The sequence below is a fragment of the Siminovitchia sp. FSL W7-1587 genome (assembly GCF_037963795.1).
In the GTDB taxonomy this organism is placed as follows: domain Bacteria; phylum Bacillota; class Bacilli; order Bacillales; family Bacillaceae_C; genus Siminovitchia; species Siminovitchia thermophila.
In genome coordinates, this window is record NZ_CP150169.1 from 2916194 (window position 1) to 2935586 (window position 19393).

Below are 19393 nucleotides of genomic sequence, written 5' to 3' on the forward strand. Positions count from 1 at the left end.
TAAGTGTATCCGAAGCGGAGGTCTCCTGATCGGAGAGGCAAGGGTAATAGGGAATATGCTGTCCGGACTGCGCATAACTACGCCCCGTCACTCTTTGGTATCCCATCCTTGATCACCAAAATAAAAGAACGGCATTATTTATTTAAATATCTCGCACAAGATTAAAACAAAGCTTGCATGGTTTTGTCGAATATGGGTGATGATCTTTTCAAATGTCTCTTAAACAGATGAGTTGATGGCCTCCATAAATATCGTACAGTTTTTTTAAAAATTGGCTTAAATGATAGTTGAAAATGACGTTACGTCATCTTGTATACTGATGTTAAACACTCTATGTGAGGTGAAGTTTTCATTGCTATCCATTAAAGAAGTAAAAAAGCGGACCGGGGTGACAGTGAGGACGCTGCGTTATTATGATCAAATCGGATTGCTTCTTCCGGCGGGCAAGACGGAAGGAGGACATAGGTTATATGGAGAAAGAGAACTGATAAAACTGCAAGAAATTCAATTTTTAAAGTCGCTGGGCTTCAGTCTTGGCGAGATTAAAGAGATGCTTTCGAATGAACGGAATTGGACTGAGTGTTTGCAAGATCAGTTGACTTTTGTTTCCAATGAAAAGAAGAAATTGGAACAAATGGAAATGACCTTGCAAGGGTTATTAAACGAAATAGCGATAGATGGTGAAGTGGATCTATTGAAAGTTCAGCACTTAATTAAGCTATATACAAAGGACCCTAACAGCAGAGACATATACAGGAAACAGGTATTTAATGAATCAGAAGTGGAGCTATTGAGACAGCTGCCCAACATCAATCGAACCGATCCTGATACATTGGAGTGGATTTCCTTGCTAGCGCAATTGAAGAAACATATGGACAAGGGGCCGGAAGCACCACAAATCCAAAAAATCATCAGACGCGTATTTGAAAAGTCGGAAGAAGCTTTTGGGAATAACGACGAATTTCTGGAAAAGGTCTGGCAAGTCCGGAAGTCTCCGGAAGCATCGGAAAAGGCCGGATTTTATCCGATTGAACCGGAAGTGCTGGATTTTTTTGAAGCGGCTTCCGATATTTATTTGAGTAAAAAAGGAGATTTGTGATGAGTACGGCCTTATTGCTTTCAGTAGGGGCATTGGCGCTGTTGGATACACTAAGCCCGACGATTTTGGGGGTTACCGTCTATATGCTCCTTTCGGAGAGAAGCAAAGTTACGGGCAGGCTGATGGTCTATTTGGGTACTGTTGCGTGTTTCTACTTTGTGGCCGGGCTCATTCTCATGTTGGGATTAGATACTATAACCAGGGCTATTTCCAATATAACCGACAACATGATAGTAAGCAGAGGTATGTTCATCATTGGACTGGCTCTATTGATTGGCAGTTTCTTTGTGCCAACAAAAAAAACTGCTCCTAAAGTGCGGAAGCCGAAGAGTGCAAGCATGCTGGCGATGGTGGCGCTCGGATTCACAACGGGAGTGGTGGAAGTCGGGACGGCGTTGCCTTATTTTGCGGCTATAGGCATTATGACGGCTGCACATTTACATCCGGTGGAGTGGCTCCCCATGCTGGCGGGCTATAATGTGATCATGGTTCTTCCAGGGATTCTGTTGCTGGCGGCACATTGCTTGTTTAAAGGGTGGCTGCAAGGACCATTGGAAAGAATCAGATTATATATCGAAAAAAACTCGGGGTCCGCTCTTTCATGGATGATGACGATCGCCGGCTTGATTTTATTATTGAATTCGTAGTTTTTTGGTGTGTAATAGGGAGGCGAGCAAATTGAAAAAGAAGATGTGTATCTGTTTGGTTTTATCGGTTTTGCTTTTGGCTGGCTGCGCGACTGGTGGCGGAAATAAAAAGGAAACGGCCGATCTTAATAAAATCGAAGCAATCTATATTGATCATGGCAGTACGAACGTTCATATCAATAGTGTGAATCAATCTCAGTTAGAGGCATCTCATTCAAAATTAATCATGGATAAAAGAAAAAAAGAAATCTCTATCAAATTGGAGAAAAGCTTCTTTAATATTGGTCCAAAAATGAACTTTAATAAAAATCTTCACGTGAACATTCCAAAGGATTATAAAGGAAAAATCTTCATCAACGGAGGTTCGGGCAATATCACATCGGAAGAATTAGAAACGGAACATATCGAAGCGACTACAAAGAGCGGCAACATCTCCCTTGAATTTGCCGATTTTCACAGTGATGTTTTTGCCCAAACGGCAAGCGGCAATGTAAATCTTTTATTACATGAAAAGGAGGAACCCGATATCCAGTTAACAACGAAGACGGCTAGTGGCCAGCAAATCATTTCTGTTCCGCTTTTCATTAAACATGGAGATAAAAAAAGAATCGAGGGCAAAGGGGGAAAAGGCTTGTATCAGGTTGATATTGAGACCGCTTCAGGAAACATTACCGTACAGTAAAGCACCAGGCGGCGTAAAAACAGAAGTTTTTAAATGGAAAGGAAGAAACGGTTGGCACGGATACAAATGGAGATGGTTTGTTCTTGTATCGAAGTTGAGGCATTAGCCGCTCTTTTGAATATCATATCAAGAACTTGAACAAAAGGGCGGGAATGAATGTGGAAAGCACCTATCTTAATTGTCTGGCTTTTTTCGGAGTGGGAGGCGCCCACCCAGGCGGTCTGCAATTGACAAAAAACATCTTATCCAGGGAAAAAATCGGTAGCACTACAAAAATCCTTGATGTGGGCTGTGGAACAGGGCAAACTTCTGCCTATATTGCAAAAAAGTACGGCTGTCACGTAACAGCCCTTGATTGTCATACAATTATGATCGAAAAGGCAAAAAAGAGATTTCGCTCGCTGCAGCTTCCGGTCGTGACTTGTTATGGAAGTGCCGAACACCTGCCTTTTGAAGACGAATCATTTGATATGATTTTGTCCGAATCGGTTACTGCGTTTACAGATGTCTCCAAGTCCATACCAGAATACAAACGGGTGTTAAAGCCAAATGGCATATTGCTGGCTATTGAAATGACACTGGAAAATTTGATTACCGAAGCTGAGTTAGCCCAGATTCTTCACTTTTATGGGGTGAGGCAACTACTGAGCGAGGCAGAATGGTGTGCCCATTTTCAAAAAGCCGGTTTCCGACAAGTTCTTTCAGAAAATTTCAAGTTGCATCCAGACGCACAGAATATGTGCCATGCCTTGGATTTCTCACTTTCAAAAAATATAGATCCATCCTATTTTCACACACTTCACCAGCACCAATATTTATCCATGGTGTATAAGGATAGATTAGGATGCCGCATATATAGATGCCAGTAAGCTTTCTTGATGGAGAGGAGTTGGTTTTGAAAAGCATATTTTTACAAAAAGCGGAGTGAAAAGCCTTCGCTTTTATTTTTATTCCCAGCGACTTTGTCTAATGTCTTTCTTGGACGGCCCGAGTCCAGAGTCTCATCGCACTCGATACATTCCCTCCTTTTTGCACAAAATCCCAGTACTGAATCATTTTGTATATGTGCTACTATAAGATAAGGAACTGCCTAAACAGAAAACTTGAATTCACATTCGGATGGTGACGAACAAGTGACAACCATTTTAGTAGCCGACGATGACCAGGATATTGCTGATTTAATATGTCTGCATTTGGAAAAGGAAGGCTTACATACTATCAAAGTGTACAATGGCAAAGAAGCGCTTCATGCCATTCATTCGCAACATATCGACTTGGTCATATTGGACATTATGATGCCGGAAATGGACGGTTATGGGGTCGTTCAGAAAATAAGGGAGCAATATTATCTTCCGGTGATTTTTTTAAGCGCCAAAGCATCTGATTTGGATAAAATAACCGGACTTGTCATGGGGGCGGATGATTACATGGTCAAGCCATTTAATCCGATGGAGTTGGTAGCCCGCGTGCAGGCCCAGCTTCGGCGTTCGAAACTGATAGGTTATTCCACGGAAAAAAATGAAATCATTTCCGGAGGATTGGTTCTGAACGCCGATGAGCGGACCGTTAAACTGTATGGTGAGTCCATCGAATTAACGCCTAAGGAATTCGACATTCTTCATTTGTTGGCAAGCTATCCCAATAAGGTATTTAGTACGGAAAATATTTTTCAGAATGTATGGGGCGAAGCTTATTATGGAAGCAGTAACACCGTGATGGTACATATTCGCGGTTTAAGAAAAAAGTTGAAAGAAGATGGGGATAAAAACAAGTTCATTAAAACCGTTTGGGGAATAGGGTATAAATTCAATGCGTGACATCCTGCGGAGCTTTCGAACCCAGATGATTATCCGTCTCTGCATGAGTATGGCTGCCGCCGGAGGCATCACATACGGACTTTATAAAATTCTTCAGTTTTATTATCAAAAAGAGGTGAGAGCAGAGGATCCTCTTGCGCAAGTCCGCTTGAAGATAGCCGAGATAGGGGATATAAATTTTTTCCTGATCATTTTTATTCCGCTTGCCATCCTGTTTTTCTTCTTTTTCACTAAATCTTACAGTTCTTATTTTAAAGAGATTTCCACTGGGATTCATCAACTGGCAAATGGAGATTTTAATACCCGCGTCCGTATAAGGACAAAGGACGAATTTGGCGACATTGCGGAAGATATTCATAAAGCGGGAGAGAAGTTAAAAGACTCATTGGAACGTGGGGATGTTGCCGAAAGCAGTAAAGATCAGTTAATTGTCAATCTAGCTCATGATTTACGTACACCGCTGACATCCGTTTTGGGATATTTGGACTTGGTTTTAAGAGAGACCGATCTAACCAAAGATCAAGTTCAGCACTATTTGACAATTGCCCATACGAAATCTGTACGGCTGGAAAAGCTTATTGATGAGCTATTTGAAGTGTCGCGGTTAAATTATGGAATGTTAAAAATGAAAAAGGAACTTTTAGATCTCGGAGAATTGCTCAGGCAACTAAAGGAGGAATTTTACCCGGAACTTGAAAAAAAGCGATTGACAGCCAGAGTGGATGTGACGCCTGATTTACAAATATCCGCGGATGGAGAAATGCTGGCCAGAGTTTTTGAAAATCTGCTTTCGAATGCGGTTCGCTACGGCGTGGACGGCAAATACATTGATATAAAGGCGTATGTTGATGAAGGAGATGCTGTTGTAGAAGTCGTTAATTATGGAAGTTATATTGCTCCCGAAAACGTGGCCCATATTTTTGACGTCTTTTTTACGGAGGAAAAGTCCAGATCTGTCGATCAGGGCAGCACAGGGCTTGGCTTGTTTATTGCCAAAAATATTGTGGAACAACATGATGGGAGCATAACCGCCAAGAGTGATCCCGTTCAAACGATCTTTACGGTGAGACTTCCCATGAAAATTTAAGAAAAACTTAATCATTTCTTCCTGCTTTCTTAAGTGTCCTTTCCTACGATTAACCTTATAGGAGGGAGATTTATATGAAAAAGGCAGGCTCGATTATTTTTATTTTATTTTTATTAGGGCTTACTGTGGCATTCATTGTTTTGGAACCGGAAAGCGACGTCCGGAAACCGAGCAACACAGCCGGGAAATCCACCATAGCCATTGATAAAGATCATATTTATACGGGCCATCTGTTATTAATCAATCATGACCATCCTGTCCGAAAATCCGGCGTGATGAAGGACATTATCGACTTATCGGAAAATGCCTTCGTATCAGAAGGATATGGATTGTCGCGATCAGATATCAGGCTTTCAGAACATGTAGCGAATGAATTTTCGAAAATGGTCAAAGACGCTGAGAAAGAAGGCGTTGGTCAATTTATGGTGAATAGCGGCTTTCGCACCTTTGAAGAACAAAACCGTCTCTACTCGCAAATGGGAGCAGAGTACGCCATGCCGGAGGGGTATAGCGAACATAATGCGGGAATCGCATTGGATGTCGGTTCTTCTGAAATGAAAATGGAAAAAGCGCCCGAGGGAAAGTGGCTGGAAAAAAACGCATGGAAATATGGCTTTATCCTGCGCTATCCCAAGGACAAGTCCGCGATTACGGGAATACAATATGAACCGTGGCATTTCCGATATGTCGGTTTGCCGCACAGTGCTGTCATCCATCAGGAAGGCTTTGTCTTGGAACAATATTTGGAGTATGTCAAACAGAAAAAGCATCTGCTGGTACGCCTGGATGGGAAAGAGTATGAAGTATCCTATTATGAATTAACCGATCAACCTACCATTGAGGTACCTGTCGGCAATACATTTGAGATATCGGGTGATAATATGAGCGGGGTCATCGTTACAAATTGGGAACCATAAGTGAAACTTCATTCAGCAGGGCTCCAACTGAATGTTAGTTGAACGAATCGGGCATTTAGGTGCCGTTATCTCCCACTAGGACCTTTTTGTATTCACTCAAGATTTTGCAGTGGGAGTGTTACGGCACCTTACATGCGGGATAAAGTGAAACTTCATTCAGTAGGAGTTTTTTCCATCTCCAACTGAATGTTAGTTGAACCAATCGGGCATTTAGGTGCCGTTATCTCCCACTTGGACCTTTTTGTATTCACTCAAGATTTTGCAGTGGTAGTGTTACGGCACCTTACATGCGGGATAAAGTGAAACTTCATTCAGCAGGCGTTTTCCCTACTGAATGTTAGTTGAACCAATCGGGCATTTAGGTGCCGTTATCTCCCACTTGGACCTTTTGTATCCACCCAAGTTTTGCGGTGGGAGTGTTACGGCACCTTACATGCGGGATAAAGTGAAACTTCATTCAGCAGGCGTTTTCCCTACTGAATGTTAGTTGAACCAATCGGGCATTTAGGTGCCGTTATCTCCCACTTGGACCTTTTTGTATTCACTCAAGATTTTGCAGTGGGAGTGTTACGGCACCTTACATGCGGGAAAAAAAGATCGTTCGATCTTTGCAAATACGGATTTCATCTATTCCGGACATTTGTTTCCAACTTCGTTCATTGAGTTACTTGTTGAAATGGACTTTGATAGAATAAAGGGAAGTCTGGATGATTCCCCCTGCACATGGGTTATATGGAGGAATGCACATGTCGAAAATCATTTTTACAAAGGGAAGAATACATACTTTTGATCAACGTCATCCGGTAGTGGAAGCGGTCGTTGTTGAAAATGGAAGAATCGTAGATCTTGGTGCACATAGTGATATGATGTTGCAGTGGGGAAGAAATGAAGTACAAGTCATTGATTTGCAAGGGAAAATGGTGACGCCGGGCCTGATTGACAGTCATATGCATCTGTCGGGAGTTGCTTTTCAGTTTTTGGATTTGAACTTGACAGGAGTCGGGTCCAAAAGAGAGTTGCTGGAAAAAGTCAGGCAAAGGGCAAATACGACTCCATCAGAAAAGTGGTTGTTAGGAATGGGATTTGATGAAAATCTTTTTGATGATGGCGGAATCCCCACGATTCAGGAACTTGATGAAGCGGCTCCGCACTGTCCGGTTTTTATCAAAAGGATTTGCCATCACGCCTTCCTTGTGAACAGTAAAGCACTCGAAATGGCCGACTATCATTCTTCGATGGACGTTCCGGCGGGTGGAAGCGTTGTTCTTGACCCGAATACGAAGAAGCCTACGGGATTGCTGCTTGAAACAGCCTCCAAATTGATTACGGACCGCATTCCGGAAAAGTCATATGAAGAATTGAAGAACGGGCTGGAGCAGGCGATGAAATATTCAATGGAACGGGGATTGACCAGTGTCCATACGAATGACCCGAGCTATTTGGGCGGTTTGGATCAAACATATCAATTGTACGATGAATTGATTAATCGAGAGAAAAATGGGCTGCGCTGCAATTTATTGATCGACTACCCCTTTCTTAACCGCTTAAAGGAAAGAGGAATGTATGCCGGGTATGGCAATGCGTCATTGCGGATCGGCGCGATTAAAATTTTTGCGGATGGCGCATTTGGAAGAAGGACCGCGCTGCTCTCCGAGCCCTATCATGATGCGCCTGGCGAGTACGGTGAAGCGATCCATGATCAGGAAACCCTTTTTCAAATAGTCAAAAATGCCCGGGAATATTCCATGCCGATTGCTGTTCATACAATCGGGGATCAGGCGGTGGACAATGTACTGCGCGTACTCGAGCAATTTCCCAGAGTAAAAGTTCGCGACCGCATCATCCATGTATCGTTGCTAAGAGAGGATGTAATACAACGTTTGGCGAAACCAAGCTTGGTGGCGGATATTCAGCCAAGGTTTGTAGTTGGGGACTTTCCTTGGATACAAGACAGGCTTGGTGAGGAAAGGATACCGTATGTATATGCGTGGAAATCCTTGCTTTCCGCCGGAGTGTTATGTGCAGGCGGATCTGATGCGCCCATCGAACCTGTTGATCCGCTCTTGGGCATTCATGCCGCTCTTACACGGAGGCATCCTGGAGAATCTCACGAGGGCTGGGGTGAAAAAGAAAAACTATCCATGAAAGAGGCCTTGAAGTTATTTACCATTGGCGGAGCATATGCGACGAATGAAGAAGCTGTCAAAGGGACCATTTCAAGAGGAAAGCTGGCGGATATGACCGTCTTTTCAAAAGATCTGCTGGCGATTGACCATGCGGATGAATTATTGAATATAGAAGTTGAAATGACCATCATCGGTGGAGATATTGTTTTTCAAACCTAACAAAGGCGGTGCTGTCCGAAAAGTAATATTTCACCTTGAAAATTAAAAAACAAAACCCAAGAACGCTGGAAAATCAACATTCTTGGGCTTTATATTTTTTAGTGGATTTACTTTAAGTTGGACTTTTTACACAGCCCCTCTTGCATAATGGAAGAAAGTGCTACATGAAAAAGATGAAACTTTTTTTCTCCTAATTCAGTATATAAGTATAAGAAATATATTTTTTAGGAGTGTTTAAATGGGGATTTTAGCAAGGTTTAAGGATATTATGGCCAGCAATATGAACGCCTTATTGGACAAAGCAGAGAATCCTGAGAAAATGATTGATCAGTATATGAGAAATGTAAATAGCGACTTGGGAAAGGTAAAAGCTGAAACAGCTTCCGTCATGGCGGAGGAGCAAAGGTCAAAAAGAGCGTTAAATGAGTGTTCTGCTGAAATTGAAAAAATGCAGCGTTATGCGGTGAAAGCATTGGAAGCGGGAAATGAAGATGACGCGCGGAAGTTTTTGGAGAAAAAAGCAACTTTAACGGAAAAAGAACAAGAGTTGCAGCAAGCATACAGCCTGGCCGCCTCCAACGCCATTCGCATGCGGGAAATGCATGACAAGCTTGTGGCTGATATCGGCGAGCTGGAAGCCCGGAGAGCGATGTTGAAAAGCAAGGCCGCCGTTGCCAGGACTCAGGAGCGGATGAATAAAATGGGGTCATCTGTAACAGGAGCGAACGCCTCCATGGCGGCATTTGGTAGAATGGAAGAGAAAGTGGAACGGGCGTTGGATGAAGCGAATGCCATGGCCGAGTTGAATATGGCGCCAAAAGATGACATAGAAGAATTGACTGCCAAATATGATCGCAAGCCGGATGTAGAAGATGAGCTGACAGCTTTAAAAAAACAACTTGAAAATAAAGAATAATATTTTATGAGAAGGCGCTTGAACACAAATAGATAACCTTAGTGTGAGCTGTAGCCCGGGCTGCAGCTTTTGCGCTGTTTTAGCAAGTGATTTGAGCGATGAAAGGGGGAGTATCGGTTGGTAATTCATTATAAATGTGCGAATTGCGGGGATGATATGGCCTTTGACAGCGAGACGGGGATGTTGGCTTGCCAAAGCTGTGGAAGGCAAGATCATATAGATCAAATATCAGAAAACTTAAAGACAGTCGTTTTTTCAGATGATGAAGCAAAGGAGTATCATTGTGAAAATTGCGGAGCCGCCTTAATCACAGAAGCGGAGACAGCAGCAACGAATTGCAGTTTCTGTGGCGCGGGGGTCGTTTTGCAGGATCGTCTGTCCGGTGTATTGGCGCCGGCAAAGGTGATTCCTTTTAAAATTAGTAAGGAAGAGGCGATGAGCGCTTTCAAGAAATGGTGTAAAAACGGTCTTCTTACACCAAGAGGATTTATGTCGGCCGACAGGGTCAAAGGAATCACCGGGATGTATGTTCCTTTTTGGCTTTATGACGTAAGCGGCCAAGCAGAGGTGGAGGCAGTCGCTACGAAAGTCAAAAGGTACACAAAGGGAGATTATGAATACACTGAGACGAAATATTATGAGGTGTACCGGGATATCGATTTGTCCTATGTGAAGGTTCCCATTGATGCATCTGAAAAAATGGACGACAAAATCATGGATAAACTGGAACCTTTTCCTTATGATCAATTAAAAGACTTTAAAACAGCTTACTTGGCAGGATATATTGCGGAAAAGTACAACTACGATGATCAAGAGCTTTTCCCTCGTGTTCAGTCCAAGATCAAACCATTCATAGATTCATATATCAGCTCTACCATTTCGGGGTATTCTTCTGTTACATATCGTCGAAAAGATATTGATACTACAAAGGTTCGCAGTGATTATGTCCTGCTCCCCGTCTGGATGGTTTATTATGATTATGATAAAACGGAACATACTTTTGCCATGAACGGTCAAACCGGCAAGATTGTCGGCAAGCCGCCAATCAGTTATTCAAAGGCAGCCGCTTGGTTCGGAGGGATCGCAGGCACTTCATTTATCACGTTGAAGATCGTCTCTCTCCTCATGGGAGGTGGCTTGTGGTGAGGAACCACTTTTTAAAAAACATTTTGCTGATGGCTGTTCTCTTGTTGTTGTCCCTTTTGGTTTTTACAACCGCGGCAGCAAATTCTCCGGAAAAACAAAGAATCTTTGATAATGCCGAACTTTTGAACGAAAGTGAAGTTAGAAAGCTTGAAGCGCTGGCCAAAAAATATGGGGCGAAAAGAGATACGGATTTTATCATATTGACCACCAATAACGAGGAAGGCCAAGACACGAAGGAGCTTACCCAAGATTTTTATGATCAGCAGGCGCCGGGCTATGATAAGCCTAATGGAAATACCGTTATACTGACGCTTGATATGAAAAATCGGAACGTATATGTAGTCGGTTTTTACAAGGCGAAAAAATATTTGAACGATGAGCGGGCAGATCTCGTCCGAAAAAAAATAACCCCGGACTTAGCGGATGGCAATTACGACAAAGCGTTTCAATCATTTATTAAGACGTCTTCCAAGTACATGGGATTCAGGCCGGGAGTGAATCCGGATAATATCTTATTTAACGGGTGGTTTCAAATCATCGCTTCGCTCGTGATCGCATTAGCGGCGGTTGGCATAATGGCTTTCAATACAGGTGGAAAAGTGACTGTCAACGCGCGCACATACCACGACCAGAAGAATACAAAGGTAAAACAAAGAAAAGACCAGTACATCCGAACAAAAACAACGAAACGAAAAAAGCCTTCCAACAATAGCAGTGGCGGGAGTGCCGGTTCTGGCGGCGGCGGGACCACAAAAAGCGGACATTCCCACAGCGGCAGTATGGGGAAATTTTAGGTTTGAAAGGAATGATCATCGGTGGTATTTTTTAAAAATCAATTTGCTAACGTAGTTGAGTGGGAAGAATTCAGGGACGATATGATTTTTTGGAAATGGAGCAACCGGGAAATCAAAAAAGGAAGCCGGCTCATTATCCGGCCCGGCCAGGATGCGATCTTTTTAAATAACGGCAAAATTGAAGGGATCTTTCAAGAAGAAGGAGATTATAATATTGAATCACAGATTATCCCTTTTTTATCGACTTTAAAAGGATTTAAGTTCGGCTTCAACAGCGGCATGAGGGTTGAAGCGTTGTTTGTCAACACGAAGGAGTTTACCGTGAAATGGGGAACGAAAAACCCCATTAATATTCCCACGCCCCAGCTTCCGGGCGGCATGCCAGTCAGGGCCAACGGTACTTTCCAATTTAAAGTCAATGATTATATCGCGCTGATTGATAAAATTGCCGGAGTAAAAAACAGCTATCTCGTAGAAGATGTAAAAATCAGGATCATCTCCATTCTTGATCAGCTTTTAATGAAGTGGATTTCAAAAGAAGGAAAAGACATGTTTAATTTGCAGGCAAACGCTTTTGAAATTGCCCGGGGAATTCAGGAAGATCTTGACATGCAAATTCTTGATAGCGGCATGACGATCACGGGCTTCCACATTATGAGCTTCAATTATCCGAAAGAAATCCAAGACATGATTACGAAGACTGCTTCGCACGGCATGATCGGAGACCTTCAAACCTATCAGCAAGTATCAATGACGGATGGCATCGCATCCGGTAAGGTTCAAGGCGGCGGAACCGCTGCGGATATGGCCGGAATGATGATGGGGATGAGCATGGCCGATAAAATGATGAAAAATATGAATCAAGACCAGCAGGAGGCGCCCCATCAGACTGGCCAACCGCAAGCAGGGGGAGGAAAATTACCGAATTTCTGTCCGAATTGCGGGGAGAAAACAAGCGGCGGGAATTTCTGCTCGAGCTGCGGGCAGAAGCTGGTGTAAGCGAATGAGAAAAAGGGGACTGTGTAAAAAGTCCAATTTAGAGTTAATACACTAAAATGTAAAGCCCAAGAATGTTGATTTTACGGCAATCTTGGGTTTGTTTTTTAGTTTTCATGCTGCAATATTCCTTTTCGGATAGCCCCTTCAACTATTGGAAAGTAGCTGGCAATTCCCCAAAGTCATGAGTAAATCTAAAAAGTCGCTGACAATTTTCCGAAATCGTGATTAAATCTGCCGCTGGCAATGCCCCAAAGCCGTGAGTGATTCTAAAAAGTCGCTGACAATTTTCCAAAATCGTGAGTGAATCTAAAAAGTCGCGAGTAATGACCTGGAATCGGCGAGTAAATTTAAAAAATGGATAGTATTTTCCAATAGTCGCTAGTAAACCGAAATAGTGGATAGTAAATGAAAAAAGTCGCGAATAATCCTAAAAAAGACGAGCAAATTCCAAAGAGTGAATGGATTTAAGCTTTCGAGGGTTTTTTGACAGTCTAAGGCTCCTTATGGATCAGATGAAGGAGCCTTAGCTTTTTATGCGGGAACAATTGGGTTTCTGACGATTTTCACTTCGTAGAAAGAAATGTAATTATCAATGATATCATCAGGTCTGCCTCCGGGATCACGGGAGTGCGCACACCTGCCAAGATGGATGATCATCACCAAGTGATTGTAACGGCGCCTATCTCAGCGTGGTTAAGGGGAATGTGCACTCTTTACAATGCCCTTAACTTGCAAATAGCTTTTGCACATTATCCGCAAACTCGTCGGCGGATTTTTTAACGGTTCCTTTCATTAAAATATCTCCCAATGTAGCTAAACGACCTGTCATTTGCAGATCCATTTCATAATGGATTTTTGTAACATTTTCTTCCACTTCTTCAAGCTGAACAGTCATTTTTGACTTAAATAAACCAGCCAGTTTCATCGGTTTGCCAACCATTTCAACTTTCAGTTCTTCACCTTCCACAGCATCGGCCAGAACCCCATTGGCTTTAAATTTAATGGTCATGAATTTTGTTTTGACAACCATATCTGCTTCATATTCCGTATCACTATGAGCGACTAAATTTTGACATCCTGGTACGCAACTGGCCAGTTTTTCAACATCCATAAAAACCGTCCAAACATCCTCTTTTGCCGCATTGATCGTAAATGAATCTTTTATCTTCATGAAAGTCGTTCCTTTCTTTACTGAAATAATTGCTTCATACTTGCCTCGATTCGTTCGCTAGCCACTTCGAATTGATCGGTGCAATGGCCAAAAGCCAGTATATTTTCCACGCTCGTTTGACCCGCATGATCGGTCACAACAAAGTGTTGATCATTTAATTCAATCCCGGTGCCTTTGAGGAAGAACGTTGACGGTATGAATCCTTCACTAAAAATGAAACTATCACAATCCAATGATTCCATTTGGTCATTATGCTTATTTTTTATATCTACTTTTTCAACACGTGATGTCCCATGAATCTTGTGTACAGCATAATCATCTGCTTGGACCGTTACGACATCAACGCCTTGCTTTGCTAAAATGGCAGAGACAGCACGTGAGGTTTTACTGTTTTCATATACAGCTACTTTTTTTCCCGGGAGTAAGTTTCTGTTCATTAAGCCGATTGCCATCGTTGGCGTCATCACGCCGGCCGGTCTTGTTCCATAGATTTTATGCGCTTCTCTTGGTTTTTCCAGAGCGCCCGAGCAAATAATGATTTTTTCGGCCGTTATATCTTTTGTTCCCGAAGGCGTCTGGATATTCAATTCGTGATTTCCTCCGGCAAATGCTTCAAATAAACCGGTCACCGTTGCCTTCGTCCATTTTTCATAGGGCAGATCCTTGAATGTTTCGACTAACTTTTTTTCTGATTCAAATCCCTCTTCATGAAAAAGTGGGTTGCAAAAACCGCCAAATTCATCGTTATAGTCGACGACTAACACATCTTTCAGGCCTAACTCATGCGCTTTTAATGCAGTCTCGATTCCAGTTAAACCTGCGCCTATAATGACAAGTTCATACTTCATCTTTGTGGGCCCCCTTTTACGGCAATCGTTGAATGTTGGATACCTTTTAGAGGCACCTTATGATCATCCAATCCATATTCATGAAGGATATCGACGATTTTTGGAATGCAGCAGTTGCCTTGACACTCGCCCAAAGTCGCGCCAGTTCTCCTTTTGACTCCGTCAATGGTTGTTGGTGGAACAGGGCCTTCCATGGCATTTGTAATTTCGCTTCTTGTAATGGTCCGGCATAAACAAATAATTTCTCCCACATTTTCTTCTGAATCATCAAATAAGTTGGGGATCTCCAGTTTCGCCTCATGATTTTTTTCCAGTTCCAATCCGGCACTTTGTAATTGCTCAGCCACAACTTCGGCTATACCTGGTGAAGCGGATAAACCAGTAGAGCGAATACCGGCAGCGTGGATAAATTGTTTGTTTTTTTCTGAAGGTCTAATGACATAATCGCCTGTACTGCAGACGGCTCTAATGCCGGCAAATTGCCGGATGCTATCATATTCTCGTACTTGAGGGATGAGCTTTTCACAACCAGTTACAACTTGCTCCATTCCTTCCGTGCTTGTGGATTTATCCTCTTTATCTTGCTGGTCTTCTGCTGTCGGGCCGAGTAAAAATCCGCCAAAAACGACTGGTGAAACTAATGTGCCTTTTGATTTGGCAGTCGGCACCGGCAAAATAATTTGTGAAATGTCAATTTCTTCTTCTGTTAAGATAAATTGTCCTTTTCTTGGTGAAATGGTGAAACTCGTATCACCGATCATCCGGCTAATGTGATCCGAATACACACCCGCCGCGTTCACGATATACTTTGTCTTGATTTCCCGGCCATCTTCTAATATGACGGAAAAGCCATTCTCGATCTCTTTTATATCAGTGACGCCCGACCCTAAAAACAGTTCAGCTCCGTTGATGACTGCTAATTCGGCATAAGAACGGGTGGCGGTAAAAGGGTCACAAATCGCTTCACCAGGAATGGAAAGAGCGCCGACTACTTTGTCTGTAACAGCCGGATTCATTTCCAATACTTCGTCTCTATCTAACCATTGGACATGAGCACCGTTTGCTTCGGCATTGGGGATATATTTGTTTTCAATGATGTCCTTTTCTTCTTCGTTTGTAGCGACCATAATGGCACCACAAGGAATGTAAGGAATTTTTAATTGTTCTGTATAATCAGGCCATAAATCACGGGAACGTTTCAAACACTCCGCTTCCAAAGAATTGGGGGGCGCATCAAAGCCTGTATGGATAATTCCGCTGTTCGCCTTACTCGCACCTTCACAAACATCAGGCTGTTTTTCTACTAAAGCAATAGACAAATGATACAGGGATAGTTTTCGTAATATGGCAGTTCCTACAACTCCGCCGCCAATGATTACTACGTCTTTTATTTCATTCTGCATTTGTTTTCTCCCTTCATCAAACAGATCATGTTGTTAAAACTATTATACAATCAACATAAATACACGTCAAATTGTAATAAATACACAAAAAGTAGTCAAGAGCTTCAGCAAAAAGGGCTGGGACTCATGCAAATATGAAATAGCAAAAGCCGAACAATTCATTTATAATTGTTCGGTTTATTTGTGTTAAAAAAATCCCTATCATCGCTACGTCAACATATTTCGCTTTCCGCGGGTACGGCTTCCTCGGAAAGCAAAAGTCGCTTTCCTGTGGGATCTTCAGCTTGAGCTATTCCCGCAGGAGTCTACATATTTTGACTACGCTAAAGCTTGCGCATTATACACTAGGACAATTTATCCGGCATGTAAGGTGCCGTAAGACTCCCACTTCAAAATCTTGAGTGAATACAAAAAGTCCAAGTGTGAGAAAACGGCACCTAAATGCCCGATTGGTTCAACTAACATTCAGTTGGAGATGGAAGAAAACGCCTACTGAATGAAGTTTCACTTTATCCCGCATGTAAGGTGCCGTAAGACTCCCACTTCAAAATCTTGAGTGAATACAAAAAGTCCAAGTGTGAGAAAACGGCACCTAAATGCCCGATTGGTTCAACTAACATTCAGTAGGAGATGGAAGAAAACGCCTACTGAATGAAGTTTCACTGTATTGTCCGTTTTTTCATCAGCTGATTTAGTTGTGTCCCGGCCCCTTTCACGTTACTGTTACTCAGAGGTCCAATTTTTTGAGCGTTCCACTGCTCTTTTCCAGCCGGTCATTAATTTTTCTCTTTCTTCTTCTGTTATTTTTGGCGTATATCGTTTGCTTAACTTCCATTTAGAGGCGATTTCATCAAGGCTGTTAAATTCCCCAATCGCCAAAGCGGCTAAATAAGCCGAACCAAGGGCAGTCGTTTCGGTGATGACAGGAACATCAATCGGTATGCCGAGTAAGTCTGCTTGGAATTGCATTAAAAAGTCATTCACAACTGGACCGCCATCCACACGCATCACTTTTATGCTGATTCCCGAGTCTTTTTCCATGACATCCATGTTTTCCTTCACTTGATAAGCAATGCTTTCCAGTGTCGCCCTTACTATATGGGCTCTAGTTGTTCCGGCAGTAATGCCAACCATTGTACCCCGGGCATATGGATCCCAATGAGGTGCGGCCAAACCAACAAATGCAGGCACAAAATAAACTCCGCCTGTATCTGGAACAGACTTTGCCAAGTTTTCTGTTTCTTGAGCCGTTTCAATGATGTTAATTCCATCTCGCAGCCATTGAATAGCTGCTCCCGTAATATATATGCCGCCATCTAAAGCATAGGAAGTTTTATCGTTGATATTCCAAGCAACTGTCGTTAATAAACCGTTCTTGGAATCTACTATTTTTTCTCCCGTGTTCATTAGCATAAAGCAGCCTGTTCCATAGGTCGTTTTAACAGTACCTGGCTCAAAGCAAGCTTGCCCGAAAAGAGCGGCTTGCTGATCGACCACATTTCCGGCTATGGGAATTTCTCCGCCTAAAAAGCTCCCCGGATCTGTTTGTCCATAATGTTCGCAGGAAGGGCGAATCTGGGCCATCATTGATTTCGGGATGTTTAATTTTTCTAAAATATCATCATCCCAACAACCTTTATGAATATTCATTAACATCGTTCTGGAAGCGGTTGAATAGTCGGTAATATGGAGCCGTCCATTGGTCATTTTCCAGATGAGCCACGTATCTATGGTTCCGGCCAACAAATCTCCTTTTTCCGCTTTTTCTCTTGCCCCATCCACGTGATCCAAAATCCATTTTATTTTCAATGCGGAGAAGTATGATTCAACTAAGACACCGGTTTTTTCTTTTATGACTTTTCCCCATTCTTCATTTAATTTGTCTGCTTCTTGAGCCGTTCTTCTATCTTGCCAGACAATGGCATTGTAAACGGGTATGCCGGTATGCCGATCCCAAACAACGACTGTTTCACCTTGGTTATCTAATCCTATTGCTGTGATTTCATTAATCCTTAGATTTCCTTTTTCGAGAGCAGTCCCGATGGATTCTTTTGTTTTCTCCCATATTTCTAACGCATCATGCTCAACCCATCCCGGCTGAGGATAGTATTGCGTATGCTCTACATATCCTTGGGAGTGAATTTCCCAATCATCATTTAAAATTAACGTTGTTGTACCTGTAGTTCCTTGATCAAGTCCAATGAAATACTTTTTCATATTTAAGCACCTCTTTTACCAGATTCATGCTGTTTGTTTTGATTTTCTCTTGTAAACCAGTAAGCTAGTGCAATGGCCAAAATACCCGCGGCTATTTTACTTAATACAACAGCAGTAATCATATCGGGCCGTACTCCGCCGGTAAAACCCAAGTGATCTCCTAATGCCGCGGTTGCCGGCACCAGCCAAGCGGTATTGATGACTTTTCCTCTTACATCCATATCTTTCATCATCTTATAAACAGGGATACTATTGGCCATTGTAATGACAATGCCCGCCGCTCCAACAGCATTCATGCCTAATTTTTGGCCCGCTTTTCCCAAAGGCTTCTCCAAACCTTTCACTACCAAATGTAATATGGGAAAAGTTCCTAATAGGATAATCCCGATAAATCCTACAATTTCAATTCCATCCGATATGGGAGCCATTCCGGGTATAATTACTACGCCGGTTAATGATTCAAACGCGGCAGCCCCTAAACCGATCGTAATTATGATGACAATCAATTTCCCAAAAATAAGCGCACCTTTGATGAATACTTCCGGGATAATCGCTAAGCCTACTATTAAAATAAGAGATAAAATCATGACCGGAATTAAGTTGATAAAAATCATCTTGACATCAAAGCCGGCTATTAATCCACCGATTAATCCACCAAATGGGATCGTTACCATTCCAGCCAATAAGCCTTTAGCAAAAAATGGCCGATCTTCTTGCTCGATCAGTCCCAACCCGACTGGGATCGAAAAGACTAATGTGCATCCAAGCATTGAAGCTACAACCAAACCAGATAATAATCCCGCTTCTTCATTCACAGCCAATTCCATGGCCAATGGGTAGCCGCCCATATCATTTGCCAGAATAGAAGCGAACATTGCCGGATCGGCACCCATTACATCAAAGATTGGAATAATGACCGGTCCCAATACACGCGCAATGACAGGAGTTAAGGTGATAATCCCAACCATTCCAAGGGCTAATGGGCCCATTGAATGAAAACCTTCTTCAAATTTCTCGCCAAGTCCAAATTTATTTCCAATAATCCTGTCAAGTGCACCGAGGAGTAGGCCTATCGCCATAATCCAAATAATCAATTCATCAAAACTCATGTGTATTCCTCCTAACATTCAAAGTAAAACAACATAAGAATAGTGCAGAAAAGGTGGATTTTCATTATGTTTTTGTGTTTTAATAGCGGTTTTATAGTAACTTTATGTGCACTTTCATGTATTATACTCCTTTATGCAAACGATTTCTATGAAAAAGAAGGGAATAATAAAAAAAAATCTACTCTTCTTATCAATA

The 19393-nt window shown here is 42.4% G+C and carries 17 protein-coding genes; 12 read left to right on the forward strand and 5 right to left on the reverse strand.

All coding sequences use genetic code 11. The features are described from left to right. The first annotated feature begins 352 nt into the window (after window positions 1-352). The 12 genes from NST31_RS13670 to NST31_RS13725 all read left to right on the forward strand — a co-directional run bounded on the left by NST31_RS13670 (window position 353) and on the right by NST31_RS13725 (window position 12449). Complete coding sequence (locus tag NST31_RS13670; protein WP_339161296.1) at window positions 353-1099, forward strand: MerR family transcriptional regulator; 747 nt, start codon at window positions 353-355, stop codon at window positions 1097-1099. Continuing rightward, the gene (locus tag NST31_RS13675; RefSeq protein WP_339161299.1) at window positions 1099-1746 is read left to right on the forward strand and encodes a GAP family protein; all 648 of its coding nucleotides are present in this window, start codon (window positions 1099-1101) and stop codon (window positions 1744-1746) included. Before NST31_RS13670 ends, NST31_RS13675 begins: the two co-directional genes overlap by 1 nt. A 31-nt stretch (window positions 1747-1777) precedes the next feature. Then, complete coding sequence (locus NST31_RS13680) at window positions 1778-2428, forward strand: DUF4097 family beta strand repeat-containing protein (protein ID WP_077113663.1); 651 nt, start codon at window positions 1778-1780, stop codon at window positions 2426-2428. Window positions 2429-2655: 227 nt separating this feature from the next. Next, on the forward strand, window positions 2656-3297 hold the full coding sequence (locus NST31_RS13685; protein ID WP_339161302.1) for a class I SAM-dependent methyltransferase: 642 nt from the start codon (window positions 2656-2658) through the stop codon (window positions 3295-3297). A gap of 264 nt (window positions 3298-3561) precedes the next feature. Beyond that, on the forward strand, window positions 3562-4245 hold the full coding sequence (locus NST31_RS13690) for a response regulator transcription factor (RefSeq protein ID WP_339161304.1): 684 nt from the start codon (window positions 3562-3564) through the stop codon (window positions 4243-4245). Next, entirely contained in the window at window positions 4238-5332 is a 1095-nt protein-coding gene (locus NST31_RS13695; RefSeq protein WP_339161306.1) for a HAMP domain-containing sensor histidine kinase, read from the forward strand. The genes NST31_RS13690 and NST31_RS13695 overlap by 8 nt, the downstream gene beginning before the upstream one ends. A 74-nt stretch (window positions 5333-5406) precedes the next feature. Beyond that, entirely contained in the window at window positions 5407-6249 is an 843-nt protein-coding gene (locus NST31_RS13700; RefSeq protein ID WP_339161308.1) for a M15 family metallopeptidase, read from the forward strand. A gap of 746 nt (window positions 6250-6995) precedes the next feature. After that, window positions 6996-8594 carry an amidohydrolase gene (locus NST31_RS13705; protein WP_339161310.1) on the forward strand — a complete coding sequence of 533 codons (1599 nt, stop codon included), beginning with the start codon at window positions 6996-6998 and terminating at the stop codon, window positions 8592-8594. Between the two features lie 238 nt (window positions 8595-8832). Then, on the forward strand, window positions 8833-9510 hold the full coding sequence (locus NST31_RS13710) for a PspA/IM30 family protein (RefSeq protein ID WP_339161312.1): 678 nt from the start codon (window positions 8833-8835) through the stop codon (window positions 9508-9510). A 117-nt stretch (window positions 9511-9627) separates the two neighbouring features. Beyond that, window positions 9628-10656, forward strand: a complete 1029-nt coding sequence (locus NST31_RS13715) for a TFIIB-type zinc ribbon-containing protein (RefSeq protein WP_339161314.1) — start codon at window positions 9628-9630, stop codon at window positions 10654-10656. Next, window positions 10653-11450: a TPM domain-containing protein gene (locus NST31_RS13720; protein WP_339161317.1), complete on the forward strand. Its 798-nt coding sequence runs from the start codon at window positions 10653-10655 to the stop codon at window positions 11448-11450. The genes NST31_RS13715 and NST31_RS13720 overlap by 4 nt, the downstream gene beginning before the upstream one ends. A 21-nt stretch (window positions 11451-11471) precedes the next feature. Continuing rightward, complete coding sequence (locus NST31_RS13725; protein ID WP_339161319.1) at window positions 11472-12449, forward strand: SPFH domain-containing protein; 978 nt, start codon at window positions 11472-11474, stop codon at window positions 12447-12449. 724 nt (window positions 12450-13173) lie between these two features. Here the strand turns inward: NST31_RS13725 and NST31_RS13730 are convergent. From NST31_RS13730 to NST31_RS13750, 5 genes are all read right to left on the reverse strand, one after another. Continuing rightward, on the reverse strand, window positions 13174-13620 hold the full coding sequence (locus tag NST31_RS13730; protein WP_077113673.1) for an SRPBCC domain-containing protein: 447 nt from the start codon (window positions 13618-13620) through the stop codon (window positions 13174-13176). Between the two features lie 17 nt (window positions 13621-13637). Next, entirely contained in the window at window positions 13638-14468 is an 831-nt protein-coding gene (locus NST31_RS13735; RefSeq protein ID WP_339161322.1) for an FAD-dependent oxidoreductase, read from the reverse strand. Next, window positions 14465-15871, reverse strand: coding sequence for an NAD(P)/FAD-dependent oxidoreductase (locus tag NST31_RS13740; RefSeq protein WP_339161324.1), 1407 nt, complete (start codon window positions 15869-15871; stop codon window positions 14465-14467). Before NST31_RS13740 ends, NST31_RS13735 begins: the two co-directional genes overlap by 4 nt. 723 nt (window positions 15872-16594) lie before the next feature. Further along, complete coding sequence (gene glpK, locus NST31_RS13745) at window positions 16595-18088, reverse strand: glycerol kinase GlpK (RefSeq protein ID WP_339161327.1); 1494 nt, start codon at window positions 18086-18088, stop codon at window positions 16595-16597. Between the two features lie 2 nt (window positions 18089-18090). Then, window positions 18091-19197: an ethanolamine utilization protein EutH gene (locus NST31_RS13750; protein ID WP_077113683.1), complete on the reverse strand. Its 1107-nt coding sequence runs from the start codon at window positions 19195-19197 to the stop codon at window positions 18091-18093. Between the last annotated feature and the right edge of the window lie 196 nt (window positions 19198-19393).

Bases quoted from the DNA above. Each gene is read 5' to 3' on its own strand.
- NST31_RS13700 (WP_339161308.1), top strand. From the start codon at position 5,407: ATGAAAAAGGCAGGCTCGATTATTTTTATTTTATTTTTATTAGGGCTT.
- NST31_RS13740 (WP_339161324.1), bottom strand. From the start codon at position 15,871: ATGCAGAATGAAATAAAAGACGTAGTAATCATTGGCGGCGGAGTTGTA.
- NST31_RS13735 (WP_339161322.1), bottom strand. From the start codon at position 14,468: ATGAAGTATGAACTTGTCATTATAGGCGCAGGTTTAACTGGAATCGAG.
- NST31_RS13695 (WP_339161306.1), top strand. From the start codon at position 4,238: ATGCGTGACATCCTGCGGAGCTTTCGAACCCAGATGATTATCCGTCTC.
- NST31_RS13675 (WP_339161299.1), top strand. From the start codon at position 1,099: ATGAGTACGGCCTTATTGCTTTCAGTAGGGGCATTGGCGCTGTTGGAT.
- glpK (WP_339161327.1), bottom strand. From the start codon at position 18,088: ATGAAAAAGTATTTCATTGGACTTGATCAAGGAACTACAGGTACAACA.
- NST31_RS13710 (WP_339161312.1), top strand. From the start codon at position 8,833: ATGGGGATTTTAGCAAGGTTTAAGGATATTATGGCCAGCAATATGAAC.
- NST31_RS13705 (WP_339161310.1), top strand. From the start codon at position 6,996: ATGTCGAAAATCATTTTTACAAAGGGAAGAATACATACTTTTGATCAA.
- NST31_RS13750 (WP_077113683.1), bottom strand. From the start codon at position 19,197: ATGAGTTTTGATGAATTGATTATTTGGATTATGGCGATAGGCCTACTC.
- NST31_RS13730 (WP_077113673.1), bottom strand. From the start codon at position 13,620: ATGAAGATAAAAGATTCATTTACGATCAATGCGGCAAAAGAGGATGTT.